Origin of the sequence: Micromonospora sp. NBC_01392, from assembly GCF_045040125.1 — a bacterium.
Classification (GTDB): domain Bacteria; phylum Actinomycetota; class Actinomycetes; order Mycobacteriales; family Micromonosporaceae; genus Micromonospora.
Map to the genome: position 1 here is coordinate 4,704,796 of NZ_CP109549.1, position 15,965 is coordinate 4,720,760.

Annotated in this window: 9 protein-coding genes; 1 reads left to right on the top strand and 8 read right to left on the bottom strand. The window is 71.7% G+C overall.

Going from position 1 to position 15,965, the window contains the following annotated elements; translation table 11 throughout:
* Positions 1–62: 62 nt before the first annotated feature.
* The 8 genes from OG767_RS20515 to OG767_RS20550 form a co-directional block, all read right to left on the bottom strand.
* Positions 63–911, bottom strand: coding sequence for a maleylpyruvate isomerase N-terminal domain-containing protein (locus tag OG767_RS20515; RefSeq protein WP_405090045.1), 849 nt, complete (start codon positions 909–911; stop codon positions 63–65).
* Between the two features lie 220 nt (positions 912–1,131).
* Complete coding sequence (locus OG767_RS20520) at positions 1,132–2,187, bottom strand: enediyne biosynthesis protein (protein ID WP_405090046.1); 1,056 nt, start codon at positions 2,185–2,187, stop codon at positions 1,132–1,134.
* Entirely contained in the window at positions 2,184–4,154 is a 1,971-nt protein-coding gene (locus OG767_RS20525; RefSeq protein ID WP_405090047.1) for a CRTAC1 family protein, read from the bottom strand. Before OG767_RS20525 ends, OG767_RS20520 begins: the two co-directional genes overlap by 4 nt.
* Positions 4,155–4,241: 87 nt before the next feature.
* A complete protein-coding gene (locus OG767_RS20530) occupies positions 4,242–5,570 on the bottom strand; it encodes a cytochrome P450 (RefSeq protein WP_405094258.1) in 1,329 nt (442 codons plus the stop codon).
* A gap of 29 nt (positions 5,571–5,599) precedes the next feature.
* Positions 5,600–6,133 (bottom strand): flavin reductase family protein, encoded by a 534-nt coding sequence (locus tag OG767_RS20535; RefSeq protein WP_405090048.1) that lies wholly within the window; start codon positions 6,131–6,133, stop codon positions 5,600–5,602.
* Complete coding sequence (locus tag OG767_RS20540) at positions 6,130–6,570, bottom strand: thioesterase family protein (protein ID WP_281942478.1); 441 nt, start codon at positions 6,568–6,570, stop codon at positions 6,130–6,132. The genes OG767_RS20535 and OG767_RS20540 overlap by 4 nt, the downstream gene beginning before the upstream one ends.
* 2 nt (positions 6,571–6,572) lie before the next feature.
* Entirely contained in the window at positions 6,573–12,359 is a 5,787-nt protein-coding gene (locus tag OG767_RS20545; protein ID WP_405090049.1) for an SDR family NAD(P)-dependent oxidoreductase, read from the bottom strand.
* Positions 12,356–13,351 (bottom strand): DUF1702 family protein, encoded by a 996-nt coding sequence (locus OG767_RS20550; protein WP_405094259.1) that lies wholly within the window; start codon positions 13,349–13,351, stop codon positions 12,356–12,358. The genes OG767_RS20545 and OG767_RS20550 overlap by 4 nt, the downstream gene beginning before the upstream one ends.
* A gap of 948 nt (positions 13,352–14,299) precedes the next feature.
* Between OG767_RS20550 and OG767_RS20555 the strand changes: the two genes are divergently transcribed.
* Positions 14,300–15,127, top strand: coding sequence for a helix-turn-helix domain-containing protein (locus OG767_RS20555; protein WP_405090050.1), 828 nt, complete (start codon positions 14,300–14,302; stop codon positions 15,125–15,127).
* Positions 15,128–15,965: the final 838 nt, after the last annotated feature.

Genomic DNA, 15,965 nt, shown 5'->3' on the forward strand with positions numbered 1-15,965 from the left:
CGCCGGGCTCATCACGGCGTCGACGCCCCCACGCCGCCGGGTCGCCGGCGGCGTGCGCACCGTCAGCTCGGGCAGCGGACCTTGCGCATGAACGCGAGCATCAGCCACGGCCTGGGGCCGCCGACGCGGACGCCGCGGGAGAGCATCGCCCGCACGGGTGAGACCCGGCCGAAGAGCATCAGGTTGAGGACCACCGGGTCGTAGCTGACCCGGACGTCCGGTCGGGTGCCCGGCTCGGCGACGCTCACCACGTTCCGGTCGAGCAGCAGGGTCACCGGGCGCGCGTGCCGCGACTCGAAGGCGACCGCCACGCGCACGTCGGGCAACGGTTTCGGGGTGTCGAGCAGGTGACCGTACCCGTCGCGGACCAGCCCGACGAAGAAGACCTCGAAGAACGCCGCCGCCTCGCCGGGCGGGATCTCGTGCGGGAGACCGGCGGCCCGGGCGATGTCCCAGCCGTGGATGTTGAACTCGTTGACGATGTGGGCGAACAGCCCCGCCATGGTGAGCGTCGAACTGCCCAGCCAGGGCAGTGGCGCCGACGGGTCGACGTCGCTCGTGGCGTCGAGCATCGCCGCGCAGTTCGCGCGGATCCGGGCCGCCAGCGCCGCCGGGTCACGCTCCTCGCACAGGCGCATCACCTCGACGTTGAGCAGGGCGAGATCGTCGACGTTGGTGCGCTGCCACTGCTCGTACAGGCCGGGGTGCGGAAACGCGGGTTCGGGGTAGGACCGGGTGATGACGGCGTCGAGGTCGGTCACCGTGACGAGGTGGACCGCGGTGTCGACGACCGACCACTCCCGGGTCGCCCGCACGTCCGCCGGGGCCTTCTCGACCAGGGCGGCGAACCGTTCGCCGGCGGCGGTGACGTCGTCGCGGATCGACTCCCACTGCTGGGTGGACACTTCCATGCCGGTGCCTCCGTCCGGTTGCCGAGCATCGTGGGAAGCCCGCGGTGACCGAACATCACGGGTACCCAGTGTGCACAGTAGACGACGGAGGGAGCATCCGGGGGGAGCTGTCCGCAATGCGCTGACGAGCACCTGTCGGTGAAGCGACCGGACCGCCCTCCGCACTGCGGTGCCCCGCAGGGTGGAGGACGGTCCGGTCGGTGTCGCGCCGGGTGGCGGGTCAGCGGGCGATCGGTAGTTCGACCGCCGCGGGCGGCGGCACCGGCTGCACCGGGGTGCGCTGGCCACGCCGCTCCATCAGCCACTTGCCCCACCAGAACAGGCCCCGGGCCAGGCAGACGATGGTGACCGCGAAGAACAGCGTGTAGACCACGTTGAAGACCATCAGGACGCCGTACACCATGGCCACCGAGGAGCCGAACATGAACTGGTTCCGCGCCTTCGACGGCGTGGTGCCCGGGTCGGTGATCATGTAGTTGGTGAACAGCACGAACGCCACCCCGGTCATGATGCTCAGCGCCGACCAGAGCTGCACGTCCCAGACGTAGTGCCGGATCAGCGCCTGGATGACGAAGCCACCGACCCAGCCCACGATCAGCGCGACCTTCTTGGTGAGCATCGCGTTGAGGATGGTGCCGGCGGTGAGGACCACCATCGGGATGAACATCCGGAACACGTCCGGCACGTTCTCCGTGAAGTGGTACGGCGGTGCCACGTTGACCCACGAGAACGTGATCAGCGCGATCGTGATGCCGAAGTTCGACGGGTTCATGAAGTGCCGCATGCGCCCGCTGATCGGCGCCTGCAGCACCGCCTTCTGACCGATGGCCACCACCACCGCGAAGGCGATCGGCCAGAACATGTCGTTGGCGTAGAGCAGCATGTTCACCGCGAGCGCGGTGATGTGGGTGGGCAGCAGGAACGTGTAGACGCCCCATGCGCCGTTGCCGCTGTAGGCCGGCCGGCGGCCCAGGGACCGGGCCGCGACCGCTTCGATCACCAGCTCCACCGTGTACCCGAGCGCCAGGACGAACAGCGGCCAGGTCCAGGGCTGCTCGAACCCGAGGATCGTGTAACCGAGGATGTTGAGGATGGACATGGAGATGGCGAAGTTCCGCAGGGCGAGGTAGCGGGGGTCACGCTTGTCCACCCGGGGTACGGGCGGCCGGGTGTCGACGCCCCGGTGGGCCCCGGCCGGGCCGGCGCCGTTGCGGGCCGCGTCGGCGGCCTCGACCGTGGTGGTCGCGCCTTCCGGGGCGCGTTTGACGTCCGTCATGGCTTGGTCAGCTCCTGGGCTCGGTCGGTGAGCATGAGGTCGTGCCACCCGGCGGAGAGGGACAGCGTCTGCTGGTGCCGGGCGCCGGAGAGATCGCGCCAGCTCAGCTCGACGGTGACGGGTGCGGCGCCCTGGGCGCCCAGCCCGAAGAACACGTCGAAGCTGCGCTTGCCCGAGTGCCCGCCACCGCCGTCGAGCTGGGCGAGCTGGGTGCGGCCGTCGGCCGTGGTCACCCGCGCCTGCGCGCCGTACGCCGGGGTGCCGGCGTCGCCGGACTGGCCGGCGCCGAGCGCGGGCCGGTGCAGCCGCAGCCCGAGGAAGTTGCCGATCTCCGTCTTGGTGTTCTTGTAGAAGGCCGGTGGCCCCCACTGCCGCGCCACCGCGAAGTCCTGGCGGCCGTCGCCGTCGGTGTCTCCCACGGCGACCCCGCGCGTCGGGGTCCGGTCGGCGAGCCCGAGCTGCGGACTCAGGTCGACGTAGCGACCATTGCCCTCCGGCGCCCAGAACGCCAGCGCGTTGGAGCCGGCGATGTCGTCGCCGGGCTGGGCGTTGGGCCACATGTCGGGCTCGCGCAGCATCAGGTCGTTGCTGGCGGCCAGCTCCTGGAGCCAGTTGAACCGGTTGATCGTGCCCTTGACGAAGCCGCAGGACTGCACCACGACGAGCCGGCCGCTGTTGTCGAAGTCGGCCATCTTCGCGTCCCAGCCCCAGCCGACCCAGGCGAGGTTCTTCGCCGCGGCCTCGTTCTCGAAGGGCGCGATGCCCTTGCTCATCCGGTCGCGCGCCTCCTGCGGGGTCTTCGCGGTGTTCAGCCAGACGAAGTTGCTCTCCTCCAGCCCCCACGACTCGGTGATGTTGCTGACGAAGGCGTCGAACCGGCCGGTGCCGGACAGGTCGGCGAAGTCGACGGACATCCCCTTGAACGAGTCGTGCCCCATCACCAGCGACTTCGGGTCCAGCGGGCCACGGCGTCCCTCGGCCAGCTTGAACCTGATCCGGCCGGGCGTCGACACGTTGTGGAAGAACCGGTCGTTGCCGAAGTCGTTGGCGAGGTACAGCTCGGGCAGCAGGTCACCGTCGAGGTCGGCGGAGGCCGAGGCCAGCGTCCACCCGGTGGCGTACCGGGGGTCGATCGCGCTCTGCACCTCGTAGGTGGCGGTCGGCTCGGCGCCGCTGGTGGCCCCGGTCCAGCGCAGGATGTGCGCCCCGCCCGCGTTCTGCGCGCGGGACATGGAGTGGTTCATCTGCACGTTGGGCAGGCCCTGCGGGTCGAGCACCTGCGAGTCCGGGAAGTAGTTGAAGATGCCGATGTCGGGTCGGCCGTCGCCGTCGAAGTCGGCGACCGCGGTCGCGTTGGTGTTCCAGAGCGGCCCGCGGTAGAGGCCGTCGGTGGTCTTCTGCTGCGGGATCAGCTCGACCGGGTGGTACGACGCCAGGCTCAGGCCCCGCGCGTCGCTCTTCTGCAGGAACAGCACGGGCGTCCGACCCCAGTAGTTGACCAGCAGGTCGGTGCGGCCGTCGACGTTGAAGTCGCCCGGCACGCATCCCATCGGCGCGATCGCCGGACCCATCGGCAGCGGCGCCGGCTCGACCACGAACGGCGCGTACGTGGCGCCGCCGCCGGGCGCGGGGGTGACGACGACGCTGTCGCTGCGCGGATCGACGAGGCACAGGTCGTTGGCGCCGCCCTTCCCGTCGAGGTCGTTGAGCGCCACACCGGCGCCGACCGACGAGATCCAGGAACGGATGTGCTTGTACTTCGGGTTCACGGTGCGGACCGTGCGCTGCGGCAGGCCCGGCGGGAACGCGATGGGCAGTTCGGTGAACGCGAACCGCGATGCCATCGCCTCCCGGTCCGCCGCGGACGCGGACGGCAGTCGCGAGATCGTGAACAGCCCCGCGACGAGCACCAGAACGAAGATTGCGGGAATGAGCCGGCGCAGCGGACCCACTGGTTTCGGTGGCAACGCTCCCCCTCGGGGTGACGCCCGTCGAGGACGGGCTCCTTGTGTGGTGCGGTCACGGGTGACGGCGGTCCGTCACCCGGTTGTCCGTCAGTCGGCCGAGCTGATGGTCATCGGCATGCCACCGCGCATGCGCAGCGACAACATCGGCTCCGGTACGACCTGGTGGGTGGCGACCTTGGTGAGCCGCAGCTCCCGGACCAGCATCGAGAGCACGAAGGCGGCTTCCATCAGGCCGAGATGGTTGCCGACGCAGAACCGCGGTCCCGCGCCGAACGGGATGTAGGCGTACCGCGGGCGGTCGGTGGACCGGACCGGGTCGAAGCGTTCCGGGTCGAACTCCTCCGGGCGGTCCCAGAAGGCCCGGTGCCGGTGCAGCGTGTAGGGACAGATCAGCACGTCGACGCCGGCCGGCACGTGATACCCGCCGACCACGTCGTCGGCGAGCGTCTTGCGCGGCAGGATCCACACCGGCGGGTACAGCCGCACGACCTCGTCGATGACCATCGCGGTGTACCGCAGCCGGCCCAGGTCGTCGAAGGTCGGCAGCCGGTCCCCGAGCACGGTGGTGGCCTCCTCCCGCAGCCGCTCGCGTACCTCGGGATGCTTGTCCACCAGGTAGAGCGCCCAGCTCAGCGTGCTGGCGGTGGTCTCGTGCCCGGCGAGCAGCAGCGTCACGAGTTCGTCCCGCAGCCGCTGCCGGCCGACCCGCGGGTCGGGCTCGGCCCGGGCGGACACGATGAGCCGCGACAGCACGTCGTCGCGGTCGCCGGAGTGGTCCCCGCGCTCGTCGACGAGCTGGTCGACGATCGTCTGCAGCCGACGACGGGCGCGCCGGAACCGCAGCTGACGCGGCAGCGGCACCCAGGGCGGCACGGCGCTCAACGTCGCCAGCTCGAACATGGCCTGGTCCTGCACCGCCGTGAAGTCACGGCCGATCGACGGGAACCGGCCGAGGTCGGTGTCGAGCAGGGTGCGCCCGAGCACCCCGAGCGTCAGCCCGGTCATCTCGTGGAACACGTCCACCGGGCCCTGGCGGCCAAGCGTCCGGAGCCGGTCGACGAGGGCGGCCGCCTCCTCGGCGACGATGCCGGCCTGCGCGGCGATGCGTCGGCTCTGGAACGCCGGCTGCACCACCTTGCGCTGTTTGCGCCACAGCTCACCCTCGCTGGTGAGCAGTCCGTCGCCGAGCGCCCGGCGGGCGTGCACCAGACCGATGCCCTTGTGGTAGTTGGCGGCGTTGTCCGCGAGCACGTGCTTGGCGTGGCCGGGGTGGTTGAAGAAATAGAGCGTCTTCGGTCCGACCGGCAGCCGGGCGGCGTCGCCCCAGCGGGCCGCCGCGGTGGTCATCATGCCGAGCCGGTCCCGGTTCATCATGATCAACATGTTGACCGCGGCGGCGCGCGACGGCCCGTTCATCGACGGCGACGCCGGGCGCACGACCGCGGTCACGACGTCACCACCGCGGACGGCGCCATCTCGAGCCGGCGGAACCGGCCACCGAGGAAGACCAGGGCCTCACCGTCGCCGTACCGGCGCATGCCCCGCGGACGACCCAGGAAGATCGTGTGGTCTCCCCCGTCGTACGACCGCCAGAGCTCGCACTCGAAGTGGGCGACGGCCCCGGCGAGCAACGGCGCGTCCGTCCGCCCGCCCGGCCGCCAGTCGGCGAACTCGAACTGTTCCGGGCCCAGTGGCCGGCGCCGGTCCGCGTAGTAGCGCGCCACCGCCTCCTGGTCGGGCGCCAGCACGGAGATGCCGAAGGTGCCGGCGCGGCTGAGCGCCTGGTGCATGAGCGCGTCCCGGTCGATGCAGACCAGCACCAGCGGTGGGTCGAGCGACACGGCGCTGAACGAGTTCGCGGTCATGGCGTGCGGCTCGTCCCCACCGACACTGACCACCGTGACGCCGGTGGCGAAGGTTCCGTAGACGCGACGCATGTGCGTCGAGTCGGTCACCTCTTCGGTGTCGAAGGTCGTCATCGCCGGGCTCCGACGGCGAGGTACGGCTCAAGGGCGTCCTCGAGCGCCTCCGGAACCCGGGTGGGCACGGTCCGGTTGTTCGGGCCACGCATGCAGGCGACGCGCTGGATCCCCCGGGCGGCGAGGACCTCGCCGGCCGGGCCGAGGCGCACGTAGTCGAAGCCGAACTCGAGTTGCGTCTGCGCCCGCTCGATCAGCCGCATCCGGACGGCGATCTCGTCGAACGCGGTGAGTTCGGAGAAGAACTCGCACTCGACCTTGAGCGTGAAGAGCTTGAGGTCGGCCTGCAGGTCGGCGAGGACGGCCGGCGCGCGGTCCTTGAGGAACATCTCCCGGCACCGGCCCTGCCACCGCAGGTAGTTGACGTAGTAGACGTTGCCGACGATGTTCGTCTCCTCGAACCCGACGGTGTGCCGCAGCTCGTAGTAGCTCTCCATGGTCATCCCTTCGCACCAGCCAGAACAGTGATCACCACTTGCCCCTCGCCGCCGCGCAGACTGGTGACGAAGGAGGCGGCCCGGGCGCCGCCGGCGCCGAAGAGCACCCAGCCGGGACGATCCGCGTCGGCCACGACGAGCGGTCCGTGCATCGGCAGTCCGGCCTTCTGCATCGCCTCCATCGCGGTCCAGACGCGGGTGGCGGCGATGTCCGGGGTCTCACCGGGCCGGCCGGCGAGAAGTTCCGCCACCCCGGCGTGCGGGCCGAGCAGTCCCTGCCACTCCTCGGGGCCGCGCGGCGCCACGCTCTCGACGTCGCAGCCGAGCACGCCCTCCGCGGCGACGGCCAGCGTGATCCCGGCGCCGTGCGCGATCGAGACGGTGCGCTCGCCGGCGACCTCGGGTCTCCCGTCGGGCCGGTACGTGATCTCGACCGGCCGTCCCAACGCGTGCCCGGCGGCGACCGCGCTGGTCCGGCGACGCGCGGCGGTCCGCTCGGCCGGGTCCGCCGGCGCGGGCGGGTCGGACTCGATCGCCACCGCCACGTCGGTGATCCCCAGGTCGCCGAGCCCACGCTCCAGGAAGGAGCCGAGCAGCGGGGGCACCCAGGGGCCGGATCCGTCCTGTTTCCGGACCGCGCGCAGCCGCAACCCCTCCCACCGCTCGACGGTGGTCCCGGCCTCGTCGCGCAGGGCGATGTCGTAGATGTACGTGTCGCCGTCACGCTCCCGTTCGGTGGCGCAGTAGCGCAGCTCGCGGGCCTCGAAGAGCTTCGCGCCGCCGGGGTGGATCCGTTCCACGCCGGCGGGCAGCAGCGTGGCGTCCGGCACGCACACCTGGTTGCCGTGCATGAGCGCGTCGCGGACGCCCGGGTCACCCAGCAACAGCGTCGGGGAGACGTACGGGGCGAACCAGGTGGTCGACTCGTCGGCCGCCACGACCGCGTCCACGTGACGGGCCGCGGCCCGGTGGTACTGCCGGAGCCGCTGGAACCGGGCGCCCTGGAAGAGGATCTCGCCGTACAGGTCGTCGGACGGCGTGATCGAGGCCGGCGCCAACCCGTCCGGCACCTGGTCCGGCGGCCCGTCCGGGGCGGCCTCGCCGCTCAGGCGCAGTCGCGCGGTGAAGTGGTCGGCGGCGAAGCCGGTCTCCTCGCTGCGGATCGCGACCTCGACGGTGTCGTCGTCCGTCACCAGCGCGGCCACCTGGATCTTCGTGTGTCCGTGCGGCGAGACGATGATGGGTCGCAGGAACTCCGCCCGTTCGATGACCGGGACCGCGTCGACGCCCGAGACGGCCGTGGCCACCTGCGCCATGGCCTCCATCCCGAACACGGCCGGGAACAGCAGGTTGCCGTCGAGATCGTGGTCCGCGAGGTAGCGGTCGGCGCCCACGTTCAGCTCCGTCTCCACCACCAGTTCGACCTGGTGGTAGCGGATCAGCACGCGGTCGACGAACCGCAGCAGCGGCAGCGACGGCAGGTCGTAGCGAACCGTGTGGACGCTCTCGGTGCGCCCGCTGATCACCACCACGCCCGGCGTCGCCGGGTCGGTGACCAGGCGCCGCAGGATCGCGATGCCCTGGTCGGGAGTGATGGGCATGACGCCCTCACGGCTGAGCGACTCGACGACCGACAGTCGCTCGCCCATGCCGACGCCCGACCAGACCGACCACTCCAGACACATGGTGCGGCAGTCGGGGTACGCCCGGGCGAACGCCGTGGTCTCCTCGGCCAGCCAGTCGTTGGCGGTGGCGTAGTGCGCCTCGCCGCGCAGCCCTGCCCGGCCGATGATGCTGCCGAGCGTCACGAGCAATCGGAGCCGGGCCGGGTCGACCGCGTCGAGCACCGCCCGCAGACCGTCGACCTTCGGCGCCAGGGCGGCGCGGAACGCGGCCGGGTCGAGGCTCGGCAGTGCGGCCGGCTCGTTGCGGCCCGCGCCATGCAGGACCGCGGTGACCGGCCCGAGTTCGGCGGAGAGGTCCCGCACCGCCTGGCCGACGGCGGCGGCGTCGGTGACGTCGGCGCGGGCGTACCGCACGGTGACGCCGGCGTCCGCGATCCGGGCCAGGTTGGCTGCCAGCTCGCTGTCCTCGGCGGGGTCGGAGCGGCCCAGCAGCGCCAGCCGGGCACCGCTGTCGCTGGCCAGGGCCAGGGCGCACTCGGCGGTGATGCCCTTGCCCCCACCGGTGACCAGCAGCACGTCGTCCGCGCCGAGCGGGGCCACCGGGGTGCCCGGCCGCACCGGCATCGCGCGCAGGGTCGGGACCCGCCGGACGCCGTCGTCGTGGTGCACCTCGGTGAAGGAGGTGGTGGCGGCGACCTCCTTCACCACCAGCTCGACCGCGGCCTCGGTGGCGGCGGGCAGGTGCACGACGGTGACCAGCACGGTCGGCGCCTCGAGGTGCAACGTCCGGGCGATCGCCGCCGCGCCGCGGCCGTGTCCGACCAGGACGAAGCGGGTGCTGCCGGCGGTGAGCGCCTGCTGGGCGCCCCGCAGCGCGGACTCCAGTTGCTCCTCCGTGCAGTCCGGCGGCAGGCAGACGAGGACTCCGCTGCCGAGCCCGGACTGTTCGAGCGTGCTCGCGAGCTCCGCGGCGAACGGGTGGTCCGCGTCGGCGTGCAGGTGCCACGGGCCGTTCTTCGCGGTGGCGTCGGCGGGCACCGCCGGCAGCGGCACCTCGTCGAGGTCGACCCGCCAGGGTCGGGCCCAGGCGGCCACCCCGGACACCACCGGGGTGGCGGCGGCATCGCTGTCCCGGGCCGTCTTCGCGAGGTTCTCCATCGTCTCGGCCAGCTCGCGGATGGTGGCGGTGGCGAAGTTGATCGGCATCTGGGCCGGCGGCACGTCCAGACGCTGGGCGAGCTGGTTCACCACCTGGCCGACCGTGATGGAGCTGAGGTGCAGGTCGTCGAGGAGCCGGCTGTCCGGGCCGACGAGCTCGAGCGGCAGCTCGGCGCGGTCCGCGGTGAGCCGCCGCAGCAGGTCCTGGGTGGATTCCCCGTCCGGCCCGGCGGAGTCGGCGACGACGGACGGCGCCGCCACGGCGGGGCCACGCTCGATCGCCGGGTCGAGCTCCGGCGCCCGCTCGCACGGGCTGGTCAGGAACGAGAACGTGGCGCCCACTTCCAGCGGCCGCACGAGCCGGCCGTCGAACAGCGCCGCCGGTGCGGGCGCGGCGCCGGTGACGTACGCGGCGCCGGCGACCCGGAGCAGACTCGCGAGCGATTCGCTGTCGGTGTCCAACGCGACCACCGGAACATCGGTGACCGTGCCGGCCAGTCCGGTGAGCACCTGCCCCGGCCCGACCTCGACGAACAGGTCGGTGTTCTTGGCGGCCAGCGCGACGGCCTGGTTGAACAGGACCGGGTCGGTGATCTGGCGGCGGAGCAGGGCCCGCACGTCGGTCCGGGCGGGGAGCACGTCACCGGTGACGGTGGAGACGACCCGGGCCCCCACCCGCTGGAACGTCTCGTCCGCGAGGGTGTCGGCGAAGGCGTCGGCGGCCGGAGCCACCAACGGGGAGTGGAACGCGTGCGAGACGCGCAGCCGCGTCGCGCTCAGTCCGGCCGCCTGGGCGTTACGGCAGACCGCCTCGACCGCGTCGACCGATCCGGAGACGACGGTGTGCTCAGGCCCGTTGTAGGCGGACACGACGACCGGCAGGTCCCCGATGATCGTGTCGAGCATCTCGGGAGGCGCCCCGATGTCCGCCATCGTGCCGGCCCGGCTGTGTCCGGCCATGGTCCGGCCCCGCAGGCCGGCCACCCGCAGCAGGGTCTCCTCGTTCATCGCGCCGGCCCACTGCAGGGCCACGATCTCACCGAGGCTGTGCCCGATCGCGGTCGACGCCTCGATGCCGAGCAGGGCCAGGGCGTGCTGCCCGGCGACGGACCCGGTGACGATGCGCGGCTGGGCGACCTCGGTCGCGACGACGTCGCTACCGGTCGGCAGCGCGGCGCGCAGGTAGACGTCCTCGACCTCGGCGAACCGCCGCCGCAGCGCGCCGCCGCTGACGCCGCGTCCGGAACCCTGCCCCGGGAAGAGGAAGCTGATCCGGGCCGGGCCGCTGACGTGTCCGAGCAGGAACCGGCCGTCCGGGCGGATCAGCTTCGCCTCGCCGGACTCGACGGCCTCGCGGGCCGCGGTCAGCAGTCGCTCGGCCTCCTCCGGCGACGAGGCGACGATCGCCGCGCGGAACGGCCGGCCGCGCAGGTCGCGGTGCAGCGTCGCGGCGAGGTCGCCGAGCTGCGCGTACGAGATCGCCGGCACGAAGGCGCTCAGCTCGGCGAGCCGCTCGGCGAGTTCCTCCGCCGAGGCGGCGTCGACCAGCAGCAGCTCGGCGTCCTGGACCGAGGTGGCGAGGGCCCGCACCCGGCGGTCCGGCACCGACCGGCGCGGCCCGTGCCGTTCGAGCACGACGTGCGTGTTGATGCCCCCGAAACCCATCGCGGTGATCCCGGCCCGCACCGCCACCTCGGCCGGCCACGGCTCGGCCTTGCGCAGCGTGCGCAGCCGGGCCCCGTCGTCGGTGAGGATCTCGTGCGGGTCGACGGAGCCGACGCTCGGGGGAAGCACCTCGTGGTGCACGGCCATCGCGGCGCGGATGAACCCGGCCACCCCGGCGGCGGCCTTGGTGTGGCCGATCATGCCCTTGACCGAGCCGATCACGGCCGGCGGCGCCTCCGGGTTCGCCGCCTCCCGGGCGCTGGACAGCGCCGTCAGCTCGGTGGCGTCCCCGACCTTGGTGCCGGTGCCGTGTCCCTCGAAGAGCCCGACGGTGTCGACGCCGAAGCCGGCCCGGGCGTACGCGCGGCGCAGCGCGAGCCGGTAGCCGTCGACCTCGGGCCTGGTGATGCCGCCGTGGCCGTCGGAGGAGATTCCCCACCCGGCGACCGAGGCGTAGATCCGGTGACCGGCCTCGACGGCCCGGTCGGTGCGCATCAGCACCACCATGCCGCAGCCCTCACCGGGCCAGAACCCGTTGGAGGTCCGGTCGTAGACCCGCATCTCACCGGTGGCCAGCGCGCCGGTCTTGGCGAAGCCGATGACCTCGAACGGGTCGATGGACAGGTCGACGCCGCCGGCGATCGCGACGTCCAGGTCCCCGTCGAGCAGCGCCCGGCACGCGGTCACCACGGACAGCAGCGACGAGGAGCAGGCGCCGTCGACGGTGTAGCCGCCGCCCTTGAGGTCGAAGTAGTTGCAGATGCGGCCGGCGATGGTGTTCGACAGCGCGCCCGCGAGGGTGTCCTCGTCCAGCGGCGGGAACGGGCTCTTGTACGCCGCCTCGTAGCTGGCGAGGAAGGTGGAGATCCGCTCGTCGTCCCAGCCCTCCGCCCGCAGCGCCGCCGCCACGGTCCGCCGCACGTACGGCCAGCGCAGGCGCATCTGGTTGGCGCGGGAGAACTCACCGGTCAGGGTGTTGCCGACGACCACACCGGTCCGCTCCTGCGGCAGGCCCTCACCCATCGGGAACCCGGCGTCGGCGAGCGCCGTCGCGGCGGTGTCCAGGGCCAGCCAGTGCGCCAGATCCGTGGACCGGTAGGTGCTGCCGGCGACCTTGTAGGCGACCCGGTCGAACTCGTAGCCCTCCAGGACGGCGGCGTTGCGCGCGTAGAAGCGGTCCGGGGCGGCCGGATCGGCGTCCCAGTAGTCGTCATGGTTCATGCGGACGTCGGGGAGCCGCCGGAACGCCCGGCGACCCGCGACGGCGTTCTCCCACAGCTCCTGCGGCGAACGGGCGTCGGGGTAGTGGCACGCCATCCCGACCACGGCAATACTGGTCATTGCTCACTCGGCTTTCGTGTCGCTACCAACGGAATGAAGGCGCTCTTGATGCGCTGGCGCCAGACTTCGTAGGCGGGCAGGACGTCGTCGGTGGGTAGCCCGACCCGCGCCTCATCGGTCACTCGTGTGGCCTCGTCCACCGACATTCCACACAGGACGCCGGTGGCCAGTTCGTTGTGCGGCATCACCAGGCCGGCGCGGACGCGGGCCGCGGCCCCGAACGCGGCGCCCTGCGCGAGTTCCAGCCGGTACTCCCCCGTGGTCCGGGCGAGCCAGTTCAGTTCCTGCTCACTCCCGCCACCGGCGTAGCAGACGGCGAGCCCGGCGCCGGCGTACAGGTCGGAGCGGCGGTGCGCGGGGAACGCGTCGAGGAGGCGGACGAGCTGCTGGGCGTCCGTTCCGGCCACGAACCAGCAGGCCCGCCCGATGCCCTGGTCGATCGCCCGCAGGGAGTAGTCCCGGGAGTAGTCCCGTGGACCGTCGGTGGGCCACGGAAACGCCGACGGAGCGTCCCGCCGGCGAACGTAGCGGTCGGTCTTAAAGTAAGCCTGGTGGAACCCGTACCCGTCGAGGACGAGCCAGCGCAGCAGGGGATCCGGGGCGTGCAGGCGCGACCACAAGGGACGCGGCAGGCGGGCCATCGCCCAGCCCACCCCGACGTACGCCATGTAGACGTGCTCGTCGTGGTCGGCGAGGAAGCGGGCGACGTGCCGCGACCGCCCGGGCAGGGCGTCGCGGATCGCGAACGCCATCGCCGCGCCCTCGTAGGCGAAGCCCCGGAACGCGGCCGGCGACGACTCGACCACCGGCGCCGCCTCCGGCGGGCCGTCCGCCTCCGCGGCGGCGGCGAAGCCGTGCAGGAACGAGCTGCCGACCGTTTCGAGGCGGTCGCGGGCCTGCTCGTCCTTGAGGTGGAATCCTCGCGTACTGAGTTTTGTCTGCCCCACATCGGGGGTCAGAATGCGGCGTCGAAGCTTGTTCCAAGCAGTCATCATCTTCTCCGGTCTGCCCACTTGAGCCTCATTGTTACGCATCCGTGGGCAGAAAATTCTCCTGCATTGCGGTCGTTCGCATTCGCCACGGCGATCGCGCCGGTAAACCGCAATAAAATCGACTCCCCACACCACAAAAACGGGAACTGGAGAGTACGCATTACGGTTTCCCGCAGATCAGCGCAATGCAGGAGACGGATGCGGAGGCTCCGCCGATACCACGATGGCCGTCGTCGGCCCCCGTCCGGAAGCGGCATCCGGAACTTGGCGAGGGAGCGTGCCGTGGATTCCGACGGAGCGGCAGCACACCGGGTACGCACGAATGGTTCTGCGGGCACCCACCATCGCGGCCAATCACGGAATGGACTTTCCGCAAATCTACGCAGCGGCCAGTGGACCGTCATCTTCAAACTTGCCTATCCGGCAACCCTCCGCAATTACGGGATGACCAGCGGAGACACCAGTCGACAGGCGGCGACGGAAGGCTCACGAGACGCACCGGACAGATCCGTCCATTCCCGAACATCCACCCCGCGACAAGGCGGCACCAAGTGCGGCGCTTCGGGGAAAATGGACCTGGCTAATTATGGCGACTGGAGATTCGTACTATCAGCAGCGGAGTGTGCCGCTATCCGCCCGCCGCCATCCGCCAATGCGGCTCTGACGTGCGAGGACAGCACTTCTGTGCATGCCACTCCATGACTGCGCTCCGTGCTCGCGTCGTCATTGACGGTGTTGCCATCGCCCGATGGCTCGGCTAACCTCGACGCCAGCAATACCGCCGGTCTCGGGAGGTGGGAATAGGCTAATTTCATGGATAGCCCGCATAAATGCCAGCGGCGGTGACCACCGCCAATATTCGCCACATCAAAGCAGACTGGACTCACGGGGGCCGTCCGCTAGGCAGTGTCAGCATGATGAGATTTGCAGGTCATTGGGGGAACCGCTGTGGACGATCCAATCGAGAAGGCTGTGCGGCGAGCGATCGCCGCCATGCACGAAAAGCTAGGCGAGCAGCTCACCGTCGACGACATGGCCCGCGCTGCCATGTTCAGCAAGTTTCACTTCACGAGGGTCTTCCAGCGAGCCACCGGCGTGACGCCGGGCCGCTTCCTCTCCGCCCTGCGTCTGCAGCGCGCCAAGCACCTGCTCGTCTCCACCTCGTTGAGTGTCGCCGATATCAGCATGCGAGTGGGATACAACAGCGTCGGGACTTTCAGCTCCCGATTTACCCGGAGCGTGGGAATGCCACCCACGACGTACCGTCGACTGGCCGGCTTCGCCCCGCAGATCGCGACCGACCCCGATTACCGGATGGGGCACTCGCACAACGCCCGGGTGCAGGGCCGCGCCTGGGCCCCGGAATCGCATGTGGACAGTCCGGTGTTCCTGGGCCTGTTCCCGGACCGCATCCCGGAAGGGCAGCCGGTCCGCTGCACGGTCCTGTCCCGCCCGGGCGCATACCAGCTCGACGGCGTACCACCGGGTAACTGGTTTCTCCTCGCCCAGTCGGTCAACGGGGAACTGGACGCCGACATGGTCGCCGACGACGGAGACCAGACCGTCTGCGTCGCCACCGTCGGTCCCCTGCACATGCGGGGCGACGGCGTGCTGCACGCCGACCTCGACCTGCAACCGGTCCGCGCGATGGATCCCCCGGTTCTGCTGGCGCTGCTCGACCAGCGCAAGTTCGCGCTGGCCCGGGTGGCCGAGGAGCGGATGGGCGCGGTGTCGTCGATCGGCGCCGCGGTCGCGGCGGGCCGCTCCGCCGCGTGAGCGGTCCGATCTGATTCCGATCCGACGAGGTCGACGGTCCAGCCCGAGCAGGTGAGGCGGGCTGGCCACGGAACGACCCGGGTGACGGTCGACCGGATCGCCGCGCCCCGACTCCCACCGCGGCCGCCCGCCGTTCACCGTCGCCGCCGCGCCCGTCGGGCCGGCCGGCGTGACCGAATGCCGCCCCGAGCGCTCGGGCCGTGGCCCGCGAGGCCGTCGCGCCTTCGCCGCGAGGGCCGCCCGCGCAGCGCGTCCGGGAGGCGGCGGCCACGCCCCGCGCATTCCGCCCGGATGGCGGACGCCCACCGTCGCGCCCTCGCGCCCTCGCGTGGTCCCGGCCCGACGAGGTCGCGCCGGCGCTCGACCGTCCACCGGTCGCGGCGGTTCGGCGGGCGACCCGGGCTCACCCTTCCCGGCGGTTCTCGCGCGACGAGTACGGCGTGGGAATCTCCCGCGCGTCAAAGACTGCCGCCTGGCGAAAAGGCGTTGTCATCCACTGTCGTCAATGGGAAGCAACCACGGAGGTGCACCCGATCCGGGCCTCCCAGACGATTGATCCGCAATTCCTGATCCCACCGACAGGGGGCGACGCCGTGACACCCGGCAGACCGGCGACGTAACCATCGCCGACCCTCGGCCGGCAGGGGCGCCGCCACGGCCGGCGCGTCGGACCGGGTCGCCGGGTCGCCGAGGCGCCACCGGTCGGCGCACGCACCCGGGTCGACGTGACGTACGCGGGCGACGGCCCGCGGGCGCGCGGCCGGGACCGCCCTCCCCGATGTCCACGGCCGGCGGCCGGGCGCCGTACCCGCGGATCCGTCGCCGAGCGGCGCGTCGA